This is a genomic window from Ramlibacter sp. PS3R-8 (genome assembly GCF_037572435.1).
Classification (GTDB): Bacteria; Pseudomonadota; Gammaproteobacteria; order Burkholderiales; family Burkholderiaceae_C; genus Ramlibacter.
Window position 1 is genome coordinate 261877 of the sequence record NZ_JBBHGT010000001.1, and the last position, 23590, is coordinate 285466.

Annotated in this window: 25 protein-coding genes; 7 read left to right on the forward strand and 18 right to left on the reverse strand. The window is 68.0% G+C overall.

The window, feature by feature from the left end; translation table 11 throughout:
* The first annotated feature begins 14 nt into the window (after positions 1-14).
* Complete coding sequence (locus WG902_RS01275; RefSeq protein WP_340058067.1) at positions 15-2255, forward strand: serine/threonine-protein kinase; 2241 nt, start codon at positions 15-17, stop codon at positions 2253-2255.
* A gap of 15 nt (positions 2256-2270) precedes the next feature.
* Here WG902_RS01275 and WG902_RS01280 read toward each other — a convergent pair whose 3' ends face one another.
* From WG902_RS01280 to WG902_RS01340, 13 genes are all read right to left on the reverse strand, one after another.
* Positions 2271-2822, reverse strand: coding sequence for an NUDIX hydrolase (locus WG902_RS01280; protein ID WP_340058068.1), 552 nt, complete (start codon positions 2820-2822; stop codon positions 2271-2273).
* A 60-nt stretch (positions 2823-2882) separates the two neighbouring features.
* A complete protein-coding gene (locus tag WG902_RS01285; protein ID WP_340058069.1) occupies positions 2883-3956 on the reverse strand; it encodes a TRAP transporter substrate-binding protein in 1074 nt (357 codons plus the stop codon).
* A 73-nt stretch (positions 3957-4029) separates the two neighbouring features.
* Positions 4030-5349 carry a TRAP transporter large permease gene (locus WG902_RS01290; RefSeq protein ID WP_340058070.1) on the reverse strand — a complete coding sequence of 440 codons (1320 nt, stop codon included), beginning with the start codon at positions 5347-5349 and terminating at the stop codon, positions 4030-4032.
* A 69-nt stretch (positions 5350-5418) separates the two neighbouring features.
* Positions 5419-5907, reverse strand: a complete 489-nt coding sequence (locus tag WG902_RS01295) for a TRAP transporter small permease (RefSeq protein WP_340058071.1) — start codon at positions 5905-5907, stop codon at positions 5419-5421.
* A 25-nt stretch (positions 5908-5932) separates the two neighbouring features.
* Positions 5933-6634, reverse strand: a complete 702-nt coding sequence (locus WG902_RS01300; protein ID WP_340058072.1) for a fumarylacetoacetate hydrolase family protein — start codon at positions 6632-6634, stop codon at positions 5933-5935.
* Positions 6631-7686, reverse strand: a complete 1056-nt coding sequence (gene gtdA, locus WG902_RS01305; RefSeq protein ID WP_445263643.1) for a gentisate 1,2-dioxygenase — start codon at positions 7684-7686, stop codon at positions 6631-6633. Before gtdA ends, WG902_RS01300 begins: the two co-directional genes overlap by 4 nt.
* A gap of 9 nt (positions 7687-7695) precedes the next feature.
* Positions 7696-9039: an FAD-dependent oxidoreductase gene (locus WG902_RS01310; RefSeq protein WP_340058073.1), complete on the reverse strand. Its 1344-nt coding sequence runs from the start codon at positions 9037-9039 to the stop codon at positions 7696-7698.
* Between the two features lie 115 nt (positions 9040-9154).
* A complete protein-coding gene (locus WG902_RS01315) occupies positions 9155-9460 on the reverse strand; it encodes an antibiotic biosynthesis monooxygenase family protein (protein WP_340058074.1) in 306 nt (101 codons plus the stop codon).
* 11 nt (positions 9461-9471) lie between these two features.
* A complete protein-coding gene (locus tag WG902_RS01320) occupies positions 9472-9801 on the reverse strand; it encodes a 2Fe-2S iron-sulfur cluster-binding protein (protein WP_340058075.1) in 330 nt (109 codons plus the stop codon).
* Complete coding sequence (locus WG902_RS01325) at positions 9801-11279, reverse strand: glutamine synthetase family protein (RefSeq protein WP_340058076.1); 1479 nt, start codon at positions 11277-11279, stop codon at positions 9801-9803. The genes WG902_RS01320 and WG902_RS01325 overlap by 1 nt, the downstream gene beginning before the upstream one ends.
* Positions 11276-12664, reverse strand: coding sequence for a Rieske 2Fe-2S domain-containing protein (locus WG902_RS01330; protein WP_340058077.1), 1389 nt, complete (start codon positions 12662-12664; stop codon positions 11276-11278). Before WG902_RS01330 ends, WG902_RS01325 begins: the two co-directional genes overlap by 4 nt.
* Positions 12665-12674: 10 nt before the next feature.
* Entirely contained in the window at positions 12675-13202 is a 528-nt protein-coding gene (locus WG902_RS01335) for a superoxide dismutase family protein (RefSeq protein ID WP_340058078.1), read from the reverse strand.
* Between the two features lie 29 nt (positions 13203-13231).
* Positions 13232-14170 carry an alpha/beta hydrolase gene (locus WG902_RS01340; RefSeq protein WP_340058080.1) on the reverse strand — a complete coding sequence of 313 codons (939 nt, stop codon included), beginning with the start codon at positions 14168-14170 and terminating at the stop codon, positions 13232-13234.
* A 55-nt stretch (positions 14171-14225) separates the two neighbouring features.
* Here WG902_RS01340 and maiA point away from each other — a divergent pair, with 55 nt between their 5' ends.
* Positions 14226-14867: a maleylacetoacetate isomerase gene (gene maiA / locus WG902_RS01345; protein WP_340058081.1), complete on the forward strand. Its 642-nt coding sequence runs from the start codon at positions 14226-14228 to the stop codon at positions 14865-14867.
* Positions 14868-14870: 3 nt separating this feature from the next.
* Positions 14871-15620 (forward strand): peptidoglycan editing factor PgeF, encoded by a 750-nt coding sequence (gene pgeF / locus WG902_RS01350; RefSeq protein ID WP_340058082.1) that lies wholly within the window; start codon positions 14871-14873, stop codon positions 15618-15620.
* Here the strand turns inward: pgeF and WG902_RS01355 are convergent.
* Positions 15552-15773, reverse strand: coding sequence for a hypothetical protein (locus tag WG902_RS01355; protein ID WP_340059416.1), 222 nt, complete (start codon positions 15771-15773; stop codon positions 15552-15554). The two genes, pgeF and WG902_RS01355, sit on opposite strands and share 69 nt — an antisense overlap.
* A gap of 128 nt (positions 15774-15901) precedes the next feature.
* Between WG902_RS01355 and WG902_RS01360 the strand changes: the two genes are divergently transcribed.
* The 3 genes from WG902_RS01360 (at position 15902) to phbB (ending at position 19653) form a co-directional block, all read left to right on the forward strand.
* A complete protein-coding gene (locus WG902_RS01360) occupies positions 15902-17590 on the forward strand; it encodes a PHA/PHB synthase family protein (protein ID WP_340058083.1) in 1689 nt (562 codons plus the stop codon).
* 97 nt (positions 17591-17687) lie between these two features.
* A complete protein-coding gene (locus tag WG902_RS01365; RefSeq protein WP_340058084.1) occupies positions 17688-18869 on the forward strand; it encodes an acetyl-CoA C-acetyltransferase in 1182 nt (393 codons plus the stop codon).
* Positions 18870-18912: 43 nt separating this feature from the next.
* Positions 18913-19653 carry an acetoacetyl-CoA reductase gene (gene phbB / locus WG902_RS01370; RefSeq protein WP_340058085.1) on the forward strand — a complete coding sequence of 247 codons (741 nt, stop codon included), beginning with the start codon at positions 18913-18915 and terminating at the stop codon, positions 19651-19653.
* A gap of 62 nt (positions 19654-19715) precedes the next feature.
* Here the strand turns inward: phbB and WG902_RS01375 are convergent, their stop codons facing one another.
* The 4 genes from WG902_RS01375 to WG902_RS01390 all read right to left on the reverse strand — a co-directional run bounded on the left by WG902_RS01375 (position 19716) and on the right by WG902_RS01390 (position 22716).
* Positions 19716-20123 carry an RNA-binding protein gene (locus WG902_RS01375; protein WP_340058086.1) on the reverse strand — a complete coding sequence of 136 codons (408 nt, stop codon included), beginning with the start codon at positions 20121-20123 and terminating at the stop codon, positions 19716-19718.
* A gap of 104 nt (positions 20124-20227) precedes the next feature.
* On the reverse strand, positions 20228-20635 hold the full coding sequence (locus tag WG902_RS01380; RefSeq protein WP_340058087.1) for an RNA-binding protein: 408 nt from the start codon (positions 20633-20635) through the stop codon (positions 20228-20230).
* Between the two features lie 228 nt (positions 20636-20863).
* Complete coding sequence (locus tag WG902_RS01385) at positions 20864-21847, reverse strand: Bug family tripartite tricarboxylate transporter substrate binding protein (protein WP_340058088.1); 984 nt, start codon at positions 21845-21847, stop codon at positions 20864-20866.
* A gap of 8 nt (positions 21848-21855) precedes the next feature.
* Entirely contained in the window at positions 21856-22716 is an 861-nt protein-coding gene (locus WG902_RS01390) for an N-formylglutamate amidohydrolase (RefSeq protein WP_340058089.1), read from the reverse strand.
* 151 nt (positions 22717-22867) lie between these two features.
* Here WG902_RS01390 and WG902_RS01395 point away from each other — a divergent pair, with 151 nt between their 5' ends.
* Complete coding sequence (locus WG902_RS01395; RefSeq protein WP_340058090.1) at positions 22868-23590, forward strand: GntR family transcriptional regulator; 723 nt, start codon at positions 22868-22870, stop codon at positions 23588-23590.

Sequence of the window (23590 nt, forward strand, 5' to 3'; positions counted from 1 at the left end):
GCGACAATGCTGACGTGACTCTGAAAAAGTTGGGGCGGTACGAAGTCCTCCGTGTCCTTGGCAAGGGGGCCATGGGCGTGGTGTACGAGGGCCGCGATCCCAACCTGGACCGGCGCGTCGCGATCAAGACCGTCAAGGTCGAGAACCTGTCCGAGGAAGCCGCGGCCGAGTACGAGCACCGCTTCCGCACCGAGGCGCGCTCCGCCGCGCGGCTGCAGCATCCCAACATCGTCAGCGTGTACGACTCCGACCGCGACGCCGACGTGGCGTTCCTGGTGATGGAGTACATCCAGGGCGACGACCTGAAGCACCACCTGGACCGCGGTGTGCGGTACTCGCTGGAGCAGTCGCTCAAGATCATCCGCGACCTGCTCAGCGCGCTCGACTACGCGCACAAGCAGGGCATCGTGCACCGCGACATCAAGCCGGCCAACCTGCTGATCGAGCCGGGCGGCCGCGTGAAGCTCACCGACTTCGGCGTGGCGCGCATCCAGGATTCGGGCGAGGCCACGCGCACCCAGGGCAGCATGGTCGGCACCCTGAAGTACATGGCGCCCGAGCAGGTGCAAGGGCAGAAGATCGACTCCCGCGCCGACCTGTTCTCCGTCGGCGTGGTGCTGTACCAGTTGTTGACGGACAAGCGTCCGTTCGACGGGGACAACGACTTCTCCATCATCCACCAGATCATCGGCCACCACCCGCCGGCGCCCAGTTCCATCAATCCGCGCCTGCCCGGAGCGCTGGATGCCGTGGTGGCCCGCGCGCTGGCCAAGTCGCGCGAGGAGCGCTTCGAAACCGCACGCGACTTCGCGGTGGCGCTGCAGGCAGCCATCCGCCGGGCCGAGGACCAGACGGTGGTGCCCCCCGTGAACCCCAACAAGCGCGTCGAGCCCGGCGCGTCGTCGCGGCCGCTGACGCGCCCCGGCAGTTCCCCCGGCGGCGGCGGCGCCGGCACGACGCCCAGTTCCGGCACCATCAGCTCGGTCACGCAGGAGCTCGAGCTGGTCTACTGGAAGGACATCAAGGATTCCGCCGATGCGGAGGACCTGGAAGGCTTCCTCGACAAGTTTCCGGCGGGCATTTATGCCGACCTCGCGCGGCGGCGCCTGCGCAAGCTGGCCGGCGACCCCACCAACACGGTCCATTCGATCACGGCCCCCTTGATGCACGACCCCGAGGCCACGCGCCTGCGCGACCCCTCGGTGCCGCCGACCCGCCCACCGGGCCATGGCGGGCCGGCCGCGCCCGACATGCGGCCGGCGCAGTGGATCGAGGAGGAGTACACCAAGACCCAGGCGCAGGCGTCCGCGGCGCCGGCGGCGCCGGCGGCGGTGCCACCCGCCGCCACCGTTTCCGCCGCGCCGGCGGCGCCGTTCATGGCGGCGGGCGAAGCGGCGCTGGCTGCGGCGCTGTCAGGCGCGTCCCCGAGCGATCCGAGCACCACGCCCCTGGCGCCACCCGCGGCACCGCCGGTGGAGCCGGCGCCCGCGCCCGCAGCAGCGGCAATCGCCCCCGTTGCAGCGGCAACGCCTGTGGCGGCCGCGCCGGCCGCCGCGGTTGCCGCACCGGCCAGGGCGCGCATCGTCGACGACGACGATACGACCGCGCCCCCGCCACCCCGGAAGAAGCGGCCGATCGCGGCCCTGGCCGCTGTCGGCGTGCTGGCCCTTGCCGGCCTGGTGGCGCTGGTCATGGGTCGCGGCACCACGCCACCGCCCGAGTTTGCCGCGACGCCTCCTGCCATCGCGTCGGCCGTTGCCATCGCCCCGGCACCGGTCGTGGCCTCGCCGACGGCGGCCGTGGCCACCTCAACGGCCGCCGGGGCCGCGACGTCGGCGGTTGCCCCGAAGCCGGTGCCTCCGCCGCCCAACCCGCTGCTCGTCACGCCTGCCGCTGCACAGGTGGGTGCGGCCTCCGCCCCACCGGTGAAGAAGGCCGCGCCGCCGCCTCGCCCCCGGACCACTGTCGCCGCGACCTCGCCCGTGGAGGCGCCGCGTCCGCCGCCAGCGGCGCCGGCGGCCCGGGTCGAGCCCGAGCCTGCGCAGCGTCCCGCGCCGCCGCCGTCCGCGGCCCTGGCCGTGGCGAATTCGGCCGCGATGGCCGCCGTGGACGTGTGCCGGGACAAGATGTTCATCACCCGGGAGATCTGCCTGAAGGACAACTGCTCCAAGGCCGCCGCGCGCAACCACCCGCTGTGCGTGCGCTACCGGGAGGAAGTGCGCCTGCGCGAGGACAGCAAGCTGCAGTCCCGCTGAGCGCGTGCTGGTTGCCTAGGTGACGTCGAAGGTGTGCACGGAGAATGCCCCGCGCGCGCGGTCCTCGAAGTAGCGCTCCAGCGTTTCCTTGACCGTCCGAAAGGCGATCTCTTCCCAGGGAATCTCATCCTGCTGGAACAGGCGCGCCTCGATCGTCTCGAAGCCCGGGTCGAACACGTCGCTCAGCAGCCGGGCCCGGTAGAACAGGTGCACCTGTCCCACGCGCGGCACGCTCAGCACCGAGAACAGCCCCTCCAGCTCGAACTGCGCACCCGACTCCTCGCGGGTCTCGCGCGCCGCGCCCTCGCCGGTGGATTCCCCCAGCTCCATGAAGCCGGCCGGCAGCGTCCACTTGCCCCAGCGCGGCTCGATGTTGCGCTTGCACAGCAGCACGCGGTCGCCGAGATACGGCACCGTGCCGACCACGTTGAGCGGATTCTCGTAGTGGATGGTGTCGCAGGCCGGGCAGACGGCGCGCTGGTGCGTGTCGCCGTCGTCGGGCACGCGGTAGACCACGGAGGCTCCGCAGTTGCGGCAGTGCTTGATGGGTGTGCGAAGGACGGTCACGGATACAAGCAAGGGCTCCCGAGGGAGCCCTTGTGTTGGCAGCTGGCTACCGCTGGATTATCAGGCCTTCTTCGCGGGGGCGGGCGCCGGGCCGGCCTTGCCGTGCTTGTCGATCAGCGCCCGCGCCGTTTCGAGCAGCTTCTTGCCGTCGTGGCCGCGCTTGTTCATGTCCTCCACCCACTCCACTTCGACCAGCCGCGCCTTGCGCTTGAACTCCTGCGCGTCGGCCGCGGAGATGGTGTGGATGGTGTTGTTGCGGTCGACGGCCGTCTTGCGGCCGATGCCGTCGTTGCCCTGCTGGGTCTTGCCCAGCCAGCCCGACGTGGCCATGCCGGAGTTGGCGTCGATCACCTTCTTGAGCTCCGGCGACAGCGAGTTGTACTTGTTGCGGTTCATGGCCATCACGAAAGTGGTGGTGTAGAGCGCGCCGCCGGCGGGATCGAACTCGCTGTGGAACTTCGTCAGCTCCTGCACCTTCACCGACGGCACCACTTCCCACGGGATCACCGCGCCGTCGATGGTGCCCTTGGACAGCGCATCGGGGATCTGCGGCAGCGGCATGCCCACGGGCGTGGCGCCCAGGTAGCCGAGCATCTTGGTGATCTGGCGGGTGGGGCCGCGCACCTTCAGGCCGCGCAGGTCGTCGGCGGTCTTGATCAGCTTTTCCTTGGTGTGGAACATGCCCGGGCCGTGCACGTGCAGCGCCAGCACCTGCGTGTCCTTGAATTCGTCCGGCGCCACCGTCTGCACGTATTCCCAATACGCCTTCGAGGTCGCCTCGGCGTTGTTCATGATGAACGGCAGCTCGAACACCTCGATGCGCGGGAAGCGGCCGGCGGTGTTGCCGGGCAGCGTCCAGACGATGTCGACCACGCCGTCCTTGGCCTGGTCGTACAGCTGCACCGGCGTGCCGCCGAGCTGCATGGCGGGATAGCCTTCGAACTTGATCTTGCCGCCCGAGTCCTTCTCGACCTTCTCCATCCACGCCTTGTGCATGGTGAGCCACACGTTCGACTGCGGCGCCATGAAGGTGTGGAACTTCAACGTGACGGCCTGCTGGGCAAGGCCGGACAGGCCGGGGGCGCCGAGCGCGACGGCGGCGCCAGTCTTCAGCAGGGTGCGGCGATGGATCATGGAATCTCCTTTTGGTGCCGAGTAGAACGCGGCGTGCCCCGGCGCAGCTAGGGGACTTTCCCGCAGGACGGCGCTACTTGATGAAGCCGACGAGCCAGAGCGGGATGATGGGGAAGAACAGGAACAGCAGCGTGCGCAGCACGTCGCTCACCAGGAAGGGCATGACGCCGCGGTAGGTCTCGCCCATGGGCACGTCCTTGGCCAGGCCGTTGACGATGTAGACGTTCAAGCCCACCGGCGGGGCGATCAGCCCGAAGCCCACCGTCATCAGCACCATGATGCCGAACCAGATGGCCGCCGACTCCTTGGGCATGCCGAAGTCCAGACCCATGACGATCGGGAAGAAGATGGGGATGGTCAGCAGCAGCATCGACAGTTCGTCCATCACCGCGCCGAGCAGCACGTAGAACAGCAGGATGGCCACGACCACGAGCAGCGGCGAGACGCCCCAGCTGCCGACGACGGCCGCGAGCTGGTTGGGCACCTGCGTGAGGGCCAGCGCCGAGTTCATGAGGTCGGCGCCGAGGAAGATCAGGAAGATCATGGCCGCGCTGACGGCGGTGCCGTAAAAGCATTCCTTCAGCTTGGCCAGCGTCATCTCGCCCTTGCCCAGCGCCGTGAGGAAGGTGGTGGCCGCACCGACGGCCGCGCCCTCGGTAGGCGTGAAGAAGCCGCCATAGATGCCGCCGAACACCAGCATGAAGATCACCAGGATCGGCAGGACGCCGGCCACCGCACGCGGCGTCATCCTTGGCGGCGCGGTCTCGACTTCGGGTGCATGGCCGGGGGCGACGCGCACGTAGATCGCCACCGCGATCATGTACCCGACCATCGCGATGATCCCGGGAATCACCGCCGCGGCGAACAGCTTGCTGATGTTCTGCTCGGTCAGGATCGCGTAGATCACCAGCACGATGGAGGGCGGCAACTGAATGCCGAGCGTGCCGCCGGCGGCGAGCGTGCCGGTGGCGATGCGGCCCGAATAGCCGTGCCGGCGCATCTCGGGCAGCGCCACGCTGGTGATGGTGGCGGCGGTGGCGACGGACGACCCGCTGATGGCGCCGAAAGCAGCGCAGGCGAGCAGCGACGCCATGGCCAGGCCGCCCTTGAAGCGACCCATCACGGCGGCGGCGAACTCGAACAGCGACTTGCTGATGCCGCCCTTGGTGGCGAAATGCCCCATCAGGATGAACAGCGGGATCACCGAGAGGTCGTAGCTGGCGAAACGCGCGAACGCCTGCGTGTTCAGGAAGTTCGCGAAGGGCAGCCACCCGGTCTGGGCGACATAGCCGATGGCGCCGGCGCTGAACATGCTGACCGCGATGGGCACGCGGATGGCCATCAGGGCCAGCATCGAGCCGAAGATGAGGGCCGTGAGGCCGAGCGGGCTCATTCGGCGCGGCTCACTGGACTACCCTCCGCGCTACGCGCTGCGGGATTCGCCTTGGGACGGCCCGGCGGCTCATATCGCGGCCTCGACTTCGTCGGCGTGGGCGAAGCCGAAGGCCGCCTGGTGCAGCGCGATCAGCCCGGCCAGCACGAAGGCGGGGACCATCGTCGCGTACACCACCCATTCCGGAAAGCCCATGATCTGCGTCTCGGAGTTCGAGGAGTAGCTGTTCAGGCCGCCGAGCGTGCTGCGCCAGGCGAGCAGGCCGAAGATGGCCGCCAGGAGGAGGGCGCCGAAGCGGTCCATGCGGGCGTTCGCTTCGGGTCGCAGTTTCGCGGTGAAGAAGTCCACGATGATGTTGCCGCGCCGGGCCTGGCACAACGGCATGAACAGCGCGATGGCCGCACCCGCTGCCACGCCGGTGAGCTCGAAGGCGCCGACGATCGAGTGGCCGGTGGTGTTGCGACCGATCAGGCTGCCGCAGGTCATCAGCGTGATGCCGGTGAGCAGCACGCCGGCCAGGATGGCGGACAGCTTCGCCAGTTGTTCCAGTACCCGCAAAGGCGTCGCCTCCTGGTCGCGCCCGTCAAGCGGGCTGGATCTTCACCGAGATGTCCGTCAGGCCGCCGACGCCGCCGACCAGCGTGTCACCCGCCACCACCGCGGCGACGCCTTCGGGCGTGCCCGTGTACACCAGGTCGCCGGGCTGCAGTTCCCAGGCCGCGGACAGGTGCTCGATGACTTCGCCGATGCTCCAGATCAACTTGGAGACGTCGCTGCGCTGGCGGTCCTTGCCGTTGACCTGCAGCCAGATCGGCGCCTTCTCCACGTCGCCGGCCTGCGCAGCCGGAGTGATGGGCCCGATGGGGGCCGACTGGTCGAAGCCCTTGCCGATGCACCACGGCCGCCCCTGCTTCTTCATCTCGCCCTGCAGGTCGCGGCGGGTCATGTCCAGGCCGACGGCGTAGCCGAAGATGTGCTTCTTCGCGTTCGCCGCCCGGATGTTCCTGCCGCCGGTGCCGATGCAGGCCACCAGCTCGATCTCGTGGTGCAGGTCCTTGGTGAGGCTGGGATACGTGATGGTCGCGGTCTGGCCGGCGTTCACCACCACCGCGGCGTCCGAAGGCTTGAGGAAGAAGAACGGCGGCTCGCGTCCGGTGAAACCCATCTCCTTGGCGTGCTCGACGTAGTTGCGGCCGACGCAGTAGATGCGCCGCACGGGAAAACGCTCGGTGCGGCCAACGATGGGGACGCCGACGGTCGGCGCGGGGGTGAAGACGTAACTCATGACAACCTTTCTTCGAAATGGACGCCCAGTGCCTGGTGCACGGGCCGGTCGGAAAAACTGAACAGGACGCAACCGCGGCCGGAGGAAAGCCGGGCAGTGTGCCACGACGGCACCACGAAGTGATCGCGCGGACCCACCCGCCAGCGCTGTTGACCGTCGCCTTCGCCCACGATCACTTCCGCCTCGCCCTCGACCACGCTGTAGACGGCGCCGTCGGTCTGCCGCCAGGCCTTGCCGGCAAAACCGGCCGGCAGGCGCTGCATGAAGGTCGCGATGGTGGGCATGGTCCAGCCGCCGGTGAGCGGGTTGACGTAGCGCAGCTTGACGCCATCCCAGGCGTCCACCGGCGCATGGCGCTCCAGTTCCTCCAGCGCCGCGCGGCTGCGCTCGTACGGGTAGCTGAAGATCGGCGACGTCGCGCCGTAAGGCGCGTCGTGGCGCACGGGCGCCATGTTGTGGCCGTAGCGGGCGAAGCTGGTGCCCTCGGGGCGCGTCACCTGCTGCGAGCGCTCGGGGTTGTTCTGCGCGAAGCCGGCGTCGAGGAAGCGGATCATCGGGATGTCCAGGCCGTCGAGCCACACCACGGGGCCATCGGCTTGGCTGCCGTGGTCGTGCCACGTCCAGCTGGGCGTGATGATGAAGTCGCCGGGGCGCATCGTCGTGCGCTCGCCGTCCACGGCCGTCCAGGCGCCCGCGCCTTCCACGATGAAGCGCAACGCACTTTGCGTATGGCGGTGGCTCGGGGCGATTTCACCCGGCAGGATCAGCTGCAGGCCGGCGTAGAGCGATTGCGTGATGGCCGACTGGCCGCGCAGCGCCGGGTTCTCCAGGATCAGCACGCGGCGCACCGCCTCTTCGGCGGTGATGGTCTCGCCGGCGCGCAGCAGGAACGGGCGCACGTCGGCGTACTTCCAGAGGGCCGGCACACAGGGCGTGTTCGGCTTCGGCGGCACCAGCGCATGCAGCACCTCCCACAACGGCGTCAGGTTGTGCGGATGCATGTCGCCGTAAAGCTGCTGGCGCGCCTGCGCCATGGGGTGGGGTGCGTTCATGGGGGTCCTCTACCAGGTGCGGCCCAGGTAAGCGCCATTGTCATGCAGCCGCGATTGCAGCGCCGCGACGTCGATGGCGGCTGCCGTGCTGCCGGCCAGCAATGCGAGGTGGGCAGCGTTGCCCACGGCCTCGCCCATCACGAAGCAGGCCCCCGTCACCCGCGCCGCGGACTGCGCCTCATGGCTCATCGAGGCGCAGCGGCCCGCCACCCACACGTTGTCCAGGGACGGCGGGACCGTCATCCGGTACGGCAGGTGGTTGAAGCCGCGGCTTTGCGGGATCTGCGGCCAGCGGAACTCGACGTCGCCCTTCAGGTGCAGCTCGAGCGGCCAGCCGTTGACGCCGATGGTGTCGTCGAAACTGGCGCACTCCAGCACGTCGGATTCGGTGAGTTCGTACAGTCCGCGCACGCGCCGCGTTTCGCGGATGCCGACCTGCGGGGCGATGTCCGAGATGTAGCTTCTCTCGAAGCCGGGCACTTCGCGCAGGAAACCGGCCACGCCGGCGATCTGCCGCCGCCCGAGGATCTCGGCCTCCGACAACTCCAGCGCATCGACGCCGTTCATGGCGTTGCCGTCGCGGTTGGCGAGCTGCGTCAGGTTGACGCGCCACTCGATGCCGCTCTTCTGCGGCCGCACGATGGCGCCCTTGCGCGGAAACTTGTAGCGGCCCTCGGCTTCGGCCTGGGCCATCAGCTTCGGAATGACTTCCCAGGCCTTGCCGGCCCGGGCCGGGTCGACGCCGTTGATGCGGAACATGGTCGAGGGGTAGAGCATGTTGCCGCGGCCGTCGCCGATCTCGTACGGCGCGCCGGCCCAGGCCGCCAGGTCGCCGTCGCCCGAAGCGTCGATGAACATGCGACCGACGACCGCGCGGCGACCGGACTTGGTCTCGACCAGCAAGGCGCCAACGCGCCGCTCATCCTGCATCAGGACCCCGGCGGCCAGCGCATGGAACAGGATCTGCACGCCGGACGACAGCAGCAGGTCGTCTGCGGCGATCTTGTAGGCCGCGGTGTCGTAGGCCTGCGCCACTGTCTTGCCGAACAGCGCGTGCGGCTCGTTCAGGCCGCCCAGCCGGGCGATGCGTTCCAGCAGGCCGTCCGCCACGCCATGCACCACCTGGCGGATGTCGCCGTGCACGTTGGCGTGCAGCCCGCAGAAATTGGTGACGCCGGCCGCCGTGCCCATCCCGCCGAGGAATCCGTAGCGCTCCACCAGCAAGGTGCTGCGGCCCGCGCGCGCCGCCGCCACCGCCGCCGCCATGCCCGCCGGTCCGCCGCCGAGCACGACGACGTCGTACTCGCCGTGCACTTCGGTCTGGCGGGCTGGCTCTGGAAGCGTCTTGGTCATTTGGTACAGCGTCTCGGTGCGCGCCGGGGTGCGGCTGCGCCGCAACCCGGCCTACGGTCATCGCCCGCCCGGGGCCGGTAGGCCGGGTTGCGGCGGCTGCCGCACCCCGGCATCATCAAGCTCCGCTCTTCACCAGCAGCGTGAAATGCTCCACCAGCGGCGGCTGCGCGAAGAACGGGCCGACGATGGCGCGCCACTCGGCGAACAGCGGGCCCTGGCGAAAGCCGACGGTGTGCGCTTCCAACGTGTCCCAGAAGATCTGCAGCACATAGCGCTCGGGCGATTCGATGCACTTGTTCACCTTGTAGCCCTGCATGCCCTCGGCCCGGCTGGCGACGGTGCGCAGGCCGCGCTCGATGGCGGCCTCGAATTCGGCCTGCTTGCCGGGCTGGATGCGGATGTCGGCGATCTCCAGGACCATGTCTGCGCTCCTCAATGTTGGTTCTCGGGCAAGTCTACCTGCAGGCCCTCGAGCTCCGGTCCCAGCTGGACCTGGCAGCTCAATCGGCTGGTGGGGCGCCGCGGGGCCGCCGTGAACTCCAGCATGCCGAGCTCGTCTTCCTGCGGTGGCGGCAGCCGAGCGGCGAACGGCTCGCGCACGTACACGTGGCAGGTGGCGCAGGTGAGCAGCCCGCCGCAGTCGGCCTCGATGCCTTTCACGTTGGCGGCGATGGCCGCCTGCATCAGGCTTTCGCCCGGGCGGCCTTCGATGACGGTTTCGCCCGGCGCGGAGGCGGGGCCGTGGACATGCACTTTGATCATCAGATGCGGGAGAAGTATTCGCGGCGCTCGAAATCGTCGCGGTCCTCGGCGGCGTCGAAACGCTGCTGCTCGGACTGCTTGATGCGGGTGAAGTAGTCGATGAAACCGGCGCCGAACGCGTCGCACAGCACGCTGTCCGACCGCAGCGCCGCCAGTGCTTCGCCCAGGCTGGTCGGCAGGCTTTCGCCGGCGCCGCCGTAAGGCGCACCGGTCGCCGGCGGGGCCTTCAGTTGCCGCGCGATGCCGTCCAGTCCGGCGTAGACCTGCGAGGCGAGATAGAGGTACGGGTTGGCGGCGGGCTCGCCGATGCGGTTCTCGATGCGCGTGGCTTCGTCGCCGCAGCCGCCGATCACGCGCAGCATGGCGCCGCGGTTGTCGCGGCCCCACAGCACCGACTGCGGCGCCAGCGCGTTGGGCCGGAAGCGGCCGTAACCATTGGCAGTGGGCGTGCAGAAGACCGTCATGCCGCGCGCGTGCTGCAGCAAACCGGCCAGGAACTGCTCGCCCACGGGGGACAGCGTGTGCCCCGCATGCGACGCATCCGTGCCCTGCTCGGGCGACTCGCGGCGGAACACGTTGCGCCCCGTCGCAGCGTCGAGCAGCGACTGGTGCAGGTGCCAGCCGCTCGACATGATGTTCGGGAACGGCGGGCGGCACATGAAGGTGGCGTGGTAGCCGGCGCGCCGCAGCGCCATCTTCACGGCATTGCGGAACAGCACCATGTTGTCGGCGGCGGCGAGCGCATCGGTGGCGTCGAACACCGCCTCGACCTGGCTCGGGCCGAGTTCGATTTCCAGTGACAGCAGTGGCAGGCCGAGCGCCTGCGCCGTGTGCTGCACGATGCGCAGCGGCTCCTCGGCCAGGTCGTACCAGGCTTCGGACAGCAGGTTGTAGCCGGGGTGGACCAGGCGCACCGAGGGCGGCGGCCCCGGCCAGGCGGCCAGCATCGGGTCGTCCTGCGGCTGGGCGCCGTCGATGCGGTAGATATGGAACTCGACTTCCAGTCCGCACTTGAGCGTGTAGCCCGCCGCGGCGAGCCTGGCCAGCGCGCGCTGCAACACCCGGCGCGTGTCCAGTTCGACCGGCGTGCCATCCTCGAAGAAAGGCTGGGCGCGCATCCAGCCGGTCGCATCCGCCCACGGCAATTGCCGGAAGCTGTCGGGGTCCGCCAGCAGCAGCAGGTTGTTGGCGAAGCCGAAGCCCGGCAGCGAAGCGGTGCCGCCGGGCTCGAACACCTTGAAGGCCGTGCGGTCCGACGTGTCCTTGAGCATCAGCGTGCTGACCATGCCGATGCCTTCCCGCAGGGCGCGCTCCACTGCAGCGGCCACCAGCGTCTTGCCGCGCTGCACCCCGTGCACGTCGCACCAGGCGAAACGCACCAGTTCCAGCCCCTGCGCCTGGACCAGCCGGCCCACCCGCTGCAGCGAAGCGTCGCGCGCGGCGTCGTGGATTCCGCAGCGTTCGGCGAAGGCACTCACGTCGCTTGCGCTTCCGACGCCGGCGCACCTTGCGGCAGCCAGGCGGCGCCGGCGCGCTTGGCCTGCACCCGCTCCTGCCACCAGGTTCCCCAGGTTCCCGCCGGCGCGATGCCGTCGACGGTGTCGGGGCCCTGCATCTGCGGCGCCAGCGCGGGGTCGGCCACGCCGGGCGCGGTGCCGCCGGCCTGCACCGTCTCGATCGCCTTGAGCAGCAGCCGGCGGTTGGCCATGATGACCTTGTCGCTGGTGCCGAGGTGCTCGCGCGTGCGGTCCTGGATGGCGCCCATGCTTTCCACGGCCCACTGGTCGTGCACGTTGATGTCCTCCTCGCCCATGCCGAGGTAGGTTTGCGCGCTCTGTTCGTCGGGATTGAAGCCCCAGCCGTTGTGGCGGCCGGACTTGGGGACATAGTCGGGCAGGGAGATGAACTGCAGGCGCTGGTTGCGCATGGCGTCCCGGTCCACGGGCCCGGCGAAGCTGGTGAACACCGAGTACCAGTAGGTGCGCACGTCGTCCACCGGCACGTGCATCTGCGTGATGGTCATGGTTTCCGACAACGGGATCACGAACGTGTGCGGGAAGATCGCATGGGTGATGCGCACGTGCGTGAGTTCGTCCGTCATCGGCCGCAGCGCGGTGAGTTGCAGTCCCCAGGGCTTGGGCTCGAACGAGATTTCGGGCTGGTGGAACTCCCGCATGATCCGCGTCATCGGCCACTTCTCGCCGCCGAAATCGCCCGCGCTGGCGCTGCGGAACTGGCGGCCGGCCGCGTTCTCGCCGACCGCATCCAGCGCCGCGTCGCTCAGGAAGCGATGCAGGAAGGACGGGTGCGCCGGATCGATGCCGACCTCGAAGGCCTGCAGCCAGTTGCAGTTCCACAGGCCCTTGAAGGCGAAGGTGTGCGTCGAAGGGGCGGTGAAGCAGTCGAACGCGGGAAACGGCGGCGCCTTGCCATCCTCCCCGAACCAGCCGAACAGGATGCCGCTCTTCTCGATGACCGGGTAGCTGCGCTGCCGCACGCGGTCGCACAGCTTGCTGCCTGCCGGCTCCGCCGGTGTTTCCAGGCAGCGGCCCGCGGCATCGAACTTCCAGCCGTGGAACGGGCAGCGCAGGCCATCGCCCTCGTGCCGGCCGAACGACAGGTCGGCGCCGCGATGCGGGCAGTCGCGATCGAGCAGCCCCCACTGTCCCGCCTGGTCGCGGAACAGCACGAGGTCCTGCCCCATCACGCGCACTGCCTTCAGCGGCCGCTGCGCCATCCGCGCATCCAGCCGGGCATCGAATTCGTCGGCCAGTGCCACCGGCTGCCAGTAGCTTCGCAGCACCGCGCCGCAAGGCGTGCCCGGGCCGATGCGGGTGACCAGTTCGTTCTGCTCGGACCGCATGGCGCCGGCTTCAGGAGCGGGTGATGACGGCGCAGGCCAGCCGCGGGCCGGCGTTGCCGGTCGGCTGCGTCGTGTAGTCGTCGGGATCGCGGTGCACGATCAGTCCGCGGCCCACGATGTCGCTCGCTCCGCTGCCTACGCGCAATGACGTCGAGTCGAAGCTGAAGCGGGCGGTGCCCGATGCGTCGGCCCGCAGGCTGGGCATGTCGCCGACGTGGTGCGTGCCGGCGCCGTGCCTGCCGTGAGGGGCCGAGGCCGGATTGAAGTGGCCGCCGGTGCTCATGCCGTCGCCGCTGGAGCAGTCACCCTTCTCGTGCACGTGGAAGCCGTGTTCGGCGCCCGGCTTCAGGCCGCGGATCTCGCCGCTGACCTGCACGCGCTCGCCGGCCTGTACGAAGCGCACGCTGCCGGAGGTGCTGCTGCCGGTGGTCGGCGTGAGCGTGGCGGTGGCGGCAGGGCCGGATCGCATGTTGGCGCAGCCGGCGAGGACCGTGAGCACTGCGGCGCAGACCAGGCCGCGGGAGATGGATTTGTTCATGGGTATTAAGGGGGGGAAGGTGGAAAGGGTCAGGCCAGCGCCTGCTTCAGTTGCGCCGCGCAAAGCTGGACGGCGACATTGGATTCGTCGATCACGCGGCCCATGGTGATGAAGCCGTGGATCTGCCGCTCGAAATTGACCAGCGTCGCCCGGTTGCCGGCGACGGTGAGGGCATGTGCGTACTGCAGGCCCTCGTCGCGCAACGGGTCGTAGCCCGCGGTGAGCACGAAGGCCGGTGGCAGCCTCGACAGGTCGGGGTGCAGCAGCGGCGAGGCGCGCCAGTCGAGGTCCTGCGCGCGGTCGGCAATGTAGTGGTCATGGTAGTAATCCATGCTGTCCTTCGTCAGCACGTAGCCCTGGCCATTGGTGGTGTGCGAAGGCCAGCCGCGGCGCTGGTCGGTCGCGGGATAGATCAGCAGCTGGAAGGCGATGGCCGGGTCGCCGGCCTCGCGAGCGGCCAGCGCCACGACGGCGGCGAGGTTGCCGCCCGCGCTGTCCCCGCCGACCGCCAGCCGCGCTGCGTCGACCTTCAGCGCCGCCGCCTGGGCGCGTACCCAGCGCGTTGCAGCGACGGCATCGTCCACCGCCGCGGGGAAGCGGCTTTCCGGCGCCGTCCGGTAGTCCACCGCGATGACGGCGCAGCCGGACAGGTTGCAAAGCTGGCGGCACAGGACGTCGTGCGTGTCGAGGTCGCCGATCACCCAGCCGCCGCCGTGGAAATAAACGAGCACCGGCAGCACTGCGTCGGCCGATGAGCCCGCCGGCCGATAGCTGCGCAAGGGGATGGGGCCGGCGGGGCCGCGCGCTTCGAGGTCGCGCACCGCGCCGACTTCCGGAGGCTCGGGCTGGGTGAACGTGCGGCGCTGGCGGTAGACGGTGCGAGCCTCGGCGGGCGACAGCGTGTGCATGGGCGGCACGCCGCGTTCTTCCATCAGCTTCATCAGCGCCTGGGCCTGGGGATGCAGCATGGGGTCTCCTGTGTTTTCACGCCAGTGTAGGGGACATCGGTTTATGCTTCGCGGCATGAAGCTGTACAACTACTTCCGCTCCTCGGCTTCGTTCCGCGTGCGCATCGCGCTGGAGCTCAAGGGGCTGGGCTACGCGTACCTGCCGGTGCACCTGGTCAAGGGCGAACAGAAGCTGGAGCAGTACGGCGCCATCTCTCCGGCGGGGCTGGTGCCGACGCTCGAGACCGACCAGGGCGAGCTCATCGGTCAGTCGATGGCCATCATCGAATACCTCGACGAGACCCACCCCCAACCGCCTTTGCTGCCGGCCGATGCGCTCGGCCGCGCGCGCGTGCGGGCGCTGGCCCAGTCGATCGCCTGCGAGATCCACCCGCTGAACAACCTGCGGGTGCTGAAGTACCTGGTGCGCGAGCTGAAGGTGGAAGAGGAAGCCAAGAACACCTGGTACCGGCACTGGGTGCGCTCGGGGCTGGAGTCCTTCGAGCAGGAACTGCGGCGCCTGCCCGCAGCTACCTATTGCTACGGCGACACGCCGACGCTGGCCGACTGCTGCCTGGTGCCCCAGGTGTTCAACGGCCAGCGCTTCCATGTCGATTTCGGCGGGCTCACGCGCACCATGGCGGCTTTCGAGGCCTGCATGAAGCTGCCGGCCTTCCAGCGGGCGCAGCCGGCGAACTGCCCCGACAACGAAGGCTGAACCGTGACGCCGCAGTGGCCCGCTGTCTCGGGCGTGCACGCCTGGTGCAGCGAGCGCGGCGGCGGCGTTTCGGCGCCGCCCTACGACACCCTCAATCTCGGTGACCACGTCGGTGACGACCCGGACCTCGTCGCCGAGAACCGGCGCCGGTTCGCGGGCGACCTGCAAGCCCGTCCGGTGTTCCTGCAGCAGGTCCACGGCAGCGGAGTCGTGCGACTGACCGGACATACGCCGGACGGGACGCAAGCCGACGCCTGCTGGACCACCGAGCGCGGCGTCGCCTGCACCATCATGGTGGCCGACTGCCTGCCGGTCCTGCTGGCGGACGCTGCCGGCTCGCTGGTGGCGGCGGCGCACTGCGGCTGGCGCGGGTTGGCGGGAGACGCGGGCGCCGGGGTGCTGGAAGCGCTCTGGACCGCCATCGCACCGGCGGCGGGGGATGCGGCGCGGGTGCAAGTGTGGCTGGGACCCTGCATCGGGCCGGACGCCTTCGAAGTGGGGCCGGAAGTGCGCACGGCTTTCACCGCAAGCACTGCTGGCGCTGCAAAGTGCTTCCGACCCCACGGCGACGGCAAGTTCCTGGCCGACCTTCCGGCACTGGCGCGGCTGCGCCTTGCCGCGCTGGGGATCACCCGCATCCATGGCAACGACGGCAGCCGCGCATGGTGCACGGTCGCCAACCCGTCAAGGTTCTTTTCGCACCGGAGGGACCGCGTCAGCGGCCGCTTCGCCGCCGCCGTCTGGCGAACCTGAAGCCGCGGCATCGCGCCGGGCCCGCGCCGTGCGACGCGCCTTCCGTCCCATCAGGTAGACCACAAGAGCCACGGGACCCACGCCATAGAGTACAAAGGTGAACACGGCGCCGAGCAGCGTGCCGCCGGGATGCGTCGCCTCCGCCACCGCCATCATCAAGGCGACGTACATCCAGGCGATCACGACCAGGAGCACGGGCCTCCCGGATGGTTGATGTTGCAGTGCAGCATTACAGGTGGGATACTCGAGAAAAGCTTCGACATGAGACGAAGGAGACAAAGATGAATTCTGACGTGGACTGGGCCGGCCAGGCCCAGCGCTTCCAGCAGGACTTGACGCAGCAATGGACCAAGGCGCTGCAGCACCTGCAGCCCGTCGCCAACGGCGCCGGTGCACCCCCGCAGCTCTCTTTCGCTCCCGACAAGCTGCAGGCCCTGCAGCAAGCGTACGTGCGGGAAGCCTGCGAATTGTGGAATTCCGGGCTGGGGGCCAAGCCCGTCGGTGCCGACAAGCGATTCGCCGGTGATGCCTGGGCACGCAATCCGGTGGCGGCCTTCACCGCCGCGATCTATCTCCTGAACGCGCGCACCCTGCTCGGGCTGGCCGAAGCGGCCGACACCGACGCCAAGACCAAGGCGCGCCTGCGCTTCGCGGTGGAGCAATGGATGGCCGCTTCGGCCCCCAGCAACTTCATGGCGTTGAATGCCGAGGCCCAGCAGAAGGCGGTGGAGACCAAGGGCGAGAGCATCGCCAGGGGCCTGCAGAACCTGCTGGCGGACCTGCAGCAAGGCCACGTATCGATGACCGACGAGAGCGCATTCGACGTCGGCCGCAACGTGGCCACGACCGAAGGCGCCGTGGTGTTCGAGAACGAGCTGTTCCAGTTGCTCGAATACAAGCCGCTGACCAAGCAGGTCTACGAGCGTCCGTTTCTCGTGGTGCCGCCGTGCATCAACAAGTTCTACATCCTCGACCTGCAGCCGGAAAACTCCCTCATCCGCTACCTGGTGGAGCAGGGCCACCGCACTTTCGTCGTGAGCTGGCGCAACGTCGACGCGTCGCTGGAAGACAAGACGTGGGACGACTACATCGAGGACGCCGCGCTGAAGGCGATCTCGGTGGTGCAGGAGATCTCGGGGGCGAAGCAGATCAACGCGCTGGGCTTCTGCGTCGGCGGCACGATCCTCGGCACGGCGCTGGCCGTCGCCGCTGCGCGCGGGCAGAAGCCGGTGGCGTCCGCCACGCTGCTGACCGCGCTGCTCGATTTCAGCGACACGGGCATCCTGGACCTGTTCATCGACGAGTCCTTCGTCAAGTACCGCGAGATGCAGATGGGCAAGGGCGGGCTGCTCAAGGGCCAGGAGCTCGCCTCCACCTTCAGCTTCCTGCGCCCGAATGACCTGGTGTGGAACTACGTGGTGGGCAACTACCTGAAGGGGGAGACGCCGCCGCCCTTCGACCTGCTGTACTGGAACAGCGACTCCACCAACCTGCCGGGGCCGATGTACGCCTGGTACCTGCGCAACACCTATCACGAGAACAACCTGGTCAAGCCGGGCAAGGCGGTGGTGTGCGGCGAGAAGGTCGACCTGCGCAAGGTGGACATTCCCGTCTACATCTACGGCTCGCGCGAGGATCACATCGTGCCGATCACCGGCGCCTACGCGTCCGTCAAGCACCTGCCCGGAAAGAAGCGCTTCGTGATGGGCGCTTCCGGCCACATCGCGGGCGTGATCAATGCACCGGTCAAGAAGAAACGGTCCTACTGGACCAACGACAAGTTGCCCGCGAGCCATGAAGCCTGGCTCGAAGGCGCGAAGGAGCACCCCGGCAGCTGGTGGACCGACTGGGCTGCCTGGCTGAAGAGCCATGGCGGCAAGCAGGTTCCCGCGCCCAAGGCCTACGGCAAGGGCGCGAAGTACAAGGCGATCGAGCCCGCGCCAGGCCGGTATGTGAAGGCGAAAGCGTAGCGCCGCGGCGCCCCCAGCGCCCCCAGCGCCCCCACCCCAACCCTCCCCCGGAGGGGGAGGGAGTTAGATAGTGAGCAGACACCCTAAGGAGCACCCCATGGAAGACATCGTCATCGTTTCCGCCGTCCGCACCGCCGTCGGCAAGTTCGGCGGCTCGCTCGCCAAGATCCCGGCCACGGAGCTGGGCGCCATCGTGATCAAGGAGGCGCTGGCGCGCGCCAAGATCGATCCGTCGCAAGTGAGCGAAGTGATCATGGGCCAGGTCCTCTCCGCGGGGGCAGGGCAGAACCCCGCGCGACAGGCGCTGCTGAAAGCCGGGCTGCCCAAGGAGGTGCCGGGCCTCACCATCAATGCCGTCTGCGGCTCGGGCCTCAAGGCCGTGATGCTGGCGGCGCAGGCCGTGGCGTGGGGCGATGCCGAGATCGTGGTCGCCGGCGGCCAGGAGAACATGAGCGCCGCCCCGCACGTGTTGCCGAATTCCCGTGACGGCCAGCGCATGGGCGACTGGAAGCTGCAGGACACGATGATCGTCGACGGCCTCTGGGACGTCTACAACCAGTACCACATGGGCGTGACCGCCGAAAACGTCGCCAAGGAAAACGGCATCGACCGCGCGGCGCAGGACGCGCTCGCGCTCGGCAGCCAGCAGAAGGCCGCGGCGGCGCAGGACGCCGGCCGCTTCAAGGATGAGATCGTGACGGTTTCCATTCCGCAGAAAAAGGGCGATCCCATCCAGTTTTCCACGGACGAGTTCATCAACAAGAAGACCAATGCCGAGGCGCTGGCCGGCCTGCGTCCGGCCTTCGACAAGGCCGGTTCGGTGACCGCGGGCAATGCCTCCGGCCTCAACGATGGCGCGGCCGCCGTGGTGGTGATGAGCGCGAAGAAGGCGAAAGAACTCGGCCTGAAGCCGCTGGCCACCATCCGCGCATTCGGGACGACCGGCCTCGACCCCAAGATCATGGGCATGGGTCCCGTGTCGGCCACCAAGAAGGCGCTGGAGCGCGCCGGCTGGAAAGCCTCGCAGGTCGACCTGTTCGAGCTGAACGAAGCCTTCGCCGCGCAGGCCTGTGCCGTGAACAAGGCGCTCGACATCGACCCGGCCAAGGTCAATGTCAACGGTGGCGCCATCGCCATCGGGCACCCGATCGGTGCATCCGGCGCCCGCATCCTGGTGACCCTGCTGCACGAGATGCAGCGGCGCGAGGCAAAGAAGGGCGTGGCCGCGCTGTGCATCGGCGGCGGCATGGGAGTTTCCCTCGCAGTCGAGCGTGCGTAAGCGCGCAGAATGAATCGAACGCAACCGAGACAAGGGGATCGATATGGCCAAGGGAAAAGTCGCATACGTCACCGGCGGCATGGGTGGCATCGGAACCGCCATCTGCCAGCGCCTCCACAAGGAGGGGTTCACCGTCATCGCCGGCTGCGGCCCCACGCGGGACTTCACCAAGTGGCTTGACGAGCAGAAGGCGCAGGGCTACTCGTTCCACGCATCCGTCGGCAACGTTGGCGACTGGGACTCCACCGTGGCGGCCTTCAGCAAGGCGAAGGCCGAGCACGGCAGCATCGACGTGCTGGTCAACAACGCCGGCATCACGCGCGATCGCATGTTCCTGAAGATGTCGCGCGAGGACTGGGACATGGTGATCGAGACCAACCTGAACTCCATGTTCAACGTCACCAAGCAGGTGGTGGGCGACATGGTCGAGAAAGGCTGGGGCCGCATCGTCAATATCTCGTCGGTCAACGGTGAGAAGGGCCAGGCGGGGCAGACGAATTACTCGGCAGCCAAGGCGGGCATGCACGGCTTTTCGATGGCGCTGGCGCAAGAGCTCGCCAACAAGGGCGTGACGGTCAATACGGTGAGCCCCGGCTACATCGGCACCGACATGGTCAAGGCGATCCGCGCCGACGTGCTGGACAAGATCGTGGCGACCATCCCGGTCAAGCGGCTGGGCGAGCCGAGCGAGATCGCATCGATCATCGCCTGGCTGGCGGGGGACGAAAGCGGCTACACCACTGGCGCCGATTTCTCGGTGAACGGTGGCCTGCACATGGGTTGACACGGCAGGGTCGACGCCCCACCGCAGAAGTCCGAGGCCCCGTTCCGGGGCCTTTTTCTTTTCTAGACCAGGTCCTCGATGACGAGGAAGCGGTAGCGCTGCCCGTAGCTGATGTGGGTGTCGCGCAGCACCTCGAGCACGTGGTCCGACGACAGGCCGGCGGCGGCGTGCACGATCAGGGCGTGGTGTCCCTGGCGGGCCAGTTGGCGAAAGCGCCGCGCCGTCTCGCCCTCGGTGCCCACCGAAGGCAGCAGCAGGTCGTCATCGTCGTCGCTGGCATCGGCGACCTGGGCCTCGAATTCACCGGGGTCGGCCAGGCACAGGTCGTTCTCGGCGACGCCATCCTGCCGCAGCAGCTCGGCCGCGTGCAGCGCGTCCTGCGCCGTGGGGAACATCAGCACCATGTGGCCTTTGGGATAGAACACGCCGCGCATGTTGGTCATGCCGGGGTCGAGGTGGAAGCGTTTCATCGGCTGCTCCTTGACGCATGCGAAGCCAAGAATAGGCTCGCGGGCGCCGCGGCGAAAGGCTTGACCCTTGCCGCGGAAGGGGAGCGCCGGGCAGGCGCGGGGGCTTACGCCTCCACGTCCTCGATGACGAGATGCCGGTACTTCTGCCCGAAGGTGATGCCGCTGCCTCTCAGCAGTTCAACGATGCGGTCCGAGTCGTCGCCCTTCGGGGCGTGCACCATCAGCCCGTAGTGCCCTTCCCGGGCGAACTGCGCGAACTTGCGAACGGTGTCGCCTTCGGTTCCGGCGGAAGGCAGGATGTCGTCGTCACCGGTGGCGCCGACGATGTCGCGGCGGAAGTCCTCCGGGGTCACCAGCAGCACGTCCGTATCGGCGACACCACCCTGGTCCGACAGCAATTTCGCGGCTTCCCGCGCCTGCTGTTCGCCGGCGAACATCAGCACCAGCCAGCCGGTGGGATAGAACACGCCGCGCATGGTCCGCATGCCCGGGTCGAGTTGGAATGGCTTCATCGACGCTCCTTGTTGTAGCTCTGGTGGGCATTGCAACGCAGGCGCCGGGCCTGGCATGTAGTCGGGCGAAGCACCCGCGGGTAGGAAGGAAGGCCAGGTGTACGACGCGACGAATGCCTGGTGAATCCGTTGCTTCCGGTGCCACGCCCAGTGGCCGGACCGAACAAAATAGCCCCGGACCTTGCGGACCGGGGCTCGTCACCCGCACTGCGGCCTGGCGTCGGTTCGTCAGTTGAAGCCGGCGTTCCTGCCGAGGGTGCGGAATTCTTCAACGCCGGCGGCGTACTCCTTGTCGACGTCGGCAGTCGAAGTGCGTGGCGTCGCAGCGCGCAACCCGGCTTGATCCAGCAGGAACTTGCGCACCTTCTCGTCAGAGAGGACACGGGCCATTGCCTTGTTCAGGTTCTGCACCACAGGCTCGGGCGTGTCGGTCCTGACGAAGAGTCCGCTCCAGACTTCCGTATGCCATCCCTTGAGCACATTCCCCTCGTCGACCGTCTGCACCTGGGGCAGCAGCGGCTGGCGAGCGGCGGAGAGCGCGGCCAGGAACTTGAAGCGTCCCTCCTGGGCCAACGCGATCTGCTGCGCGGTGTAGATGTTGATGAAGATGTCGACCCGCGCCCCGATCAGGTCACGCATGACCTCGGCGCCACCCTTGTACGGCACGTGGACAAGGGGCGCTTTGATCCGGCGCGCCAGTTCCTCACCCAGAAGGTGATTCAGCGTCCCCGCGCCGACACTGGCGTACGTGAGGGGCATGCCCTTCCTGGCAGCCTCACGGGCCAGGACGGCCAGCTCGTCGGCGGTGCGCACCGGCAGGTCGCTGCGCGCCATGATCACATAGGGCAGGGTCCCGATCATGTGGATGGGACGGAAGTCCTCGGCCTTCATCTTCAGTTCACGGTTCACGAGGCCCGCCAGGACCAGCTGGCTCGGAGACGCCATGTACAGCGTGGAACCGTCGGGCGGCGACTCCAGCAGCCTTCGCCCGGCGATCGTGCCGCCGGCGCCGGGGACGTTCTCGGCGATCACGGTCTGCTTCAGGGTCTCCGAGAGCGACTGGGCGAGGGTGCGCCCGATCACGTCGGTCGCGCCGCCGGCAGTGAATGGGATCATCAAGGTAATGGGTTTGGCAGGCGACTGGGCATGGGCGGGAAGGACCGCGCCAGCGATCACCATCAGTCCGAGGGCGATTTCGATCAGCTTTTTCATTGGCAATCTCAGGCAGTGATTTGTTTGCGCGCACGGGCGGCGAGCTGTTGGAGGATGTGCGTGGCGCTCTGTTGCACCCGGGCGAAGCCTTCCGTCTTGCGGAAGGTCTTGGTGTCCATGAACAGCTTCTTGTTGATCTCGATGAAGATGCTCTCCACGCCCGCGGCCGGGTCCCCGTGCCGGGCATTGAGTTCCGCGCCCACGTAGGGAAAATTGACCGAGCACGAGTAGCCCAACCCCTCGATCAGGGAACGCACGAACTCCAGGGCTTCCGGCGAGCAGGTTTTTCCCTTGATGTTGCCGATGCAGAAATCCGCCCGTTCCTGGCCGGGGTCCGGGTGCGTCGGTGCACCCACGGCGGACATGCAATGGCAGCTCAGGTGGTACACGAGCCCGAAGGCGGACTTCTGGCGCTGGATGATCTGCGCGAGTTCGGCGTGATACGGGCGGTAATAGCCGTCCAGACGCTCCATCACTTCGGACACCTTCAGCTTGCGCTCGTGCACCGGCTCGCCGTAGCGCGATTTCGTCTTGAGCAGGCCGAGGCCCAGCTTCGAGATCGTCGGCTCCAACGGGACAGGCCACTCGCCCTCGATCAGGTCCGGATCGATATCGAGTTCGCTGCGGTTGGTGTCGATCCAGAAGCTCGGGAAGCACGCGTACAGAAGTGTGCCGCCCAGGGCCGCCGTGCCCTGCCAGATTTCATCCACGTACATCGACACGTTGTCATGCAGCGTGGTGAAGGGAACCATCGAGCGGAATTGCTCTGGATACTCACGGCCGCTGCGCGAAACATCCACGACCAGCGGCAGCGGCGTGGTGGTGGGATCGAAGCGCTGGAAGACTCCGCGCTCGAGATGGATGGACAAGGTTAAGCTCCTTTGGGGTCGGTTGGACGATCTCGAACTTTGCATGAAGCTATGAATTTTCGAGAAAACAGATTTTGACTGACCGCCAAAAGAATCATCCAAGGGTAATCCCCAAAAACTTTTGCGGCTTACGCCTTAAACTTTCGATAATATGACCGCCGTACTGGACCGAGTGACCGCCCTTCCCGAGCGCGACAGGGGAACGCTCGGTGCACGCGTGTACGACCGCCTCCGGGACGACATCGTGCTCGGCGTGCTGCAGCCGGGGCAGAAGCTGACTCTCGAGTCGCTCATGCAACGGTATTCCCTGGGCATGACACCCCTGCGGGAAGCGCTTTATCGGCTGTCCTCGTCCATGCTCGTCACGCTGGAGGACCGCAGGGGGTTTCGCGTCGCGCCGATTTCACCGGAGCACCTGGCCGAAGTGATCCACCTGCGTGGAGAAACCGAGGCGCTGCTGCTTCGCAGTGCCTTCCGGCATGCTGACATTGCATGGGAGAAGCGCGTCGTCGCCGCCTTCCACCAGCTGCAGCGGGTCGCGGATTACAAGCCGAACCTGGGACCCTATACGGTGGACTGGGAAGCGGCACACCGAGAGTTCCATGTAGCGCTGCTGTCCGCCGCACGCCTTCCAATGCTGGAGGAGTTCCACCAGTCAGTTTGGAATCATGCGGCCCGGTATCGCAACCTGGCGCAGGCGGTGGACGTTCACACTGACGTCTTCACCGGCCACGAGCAGCTGATGCAGGCGGCCTTGACCCGGGACGAGGAACTGGCGGACGTCCTCCTGCGACGCCACGTTTCCCTCGCGACCAAGAGCCTCATGAGCCGATTGTTTCCCGACTCTCAAGTGCACGCAACGAGCGGGCGGTGA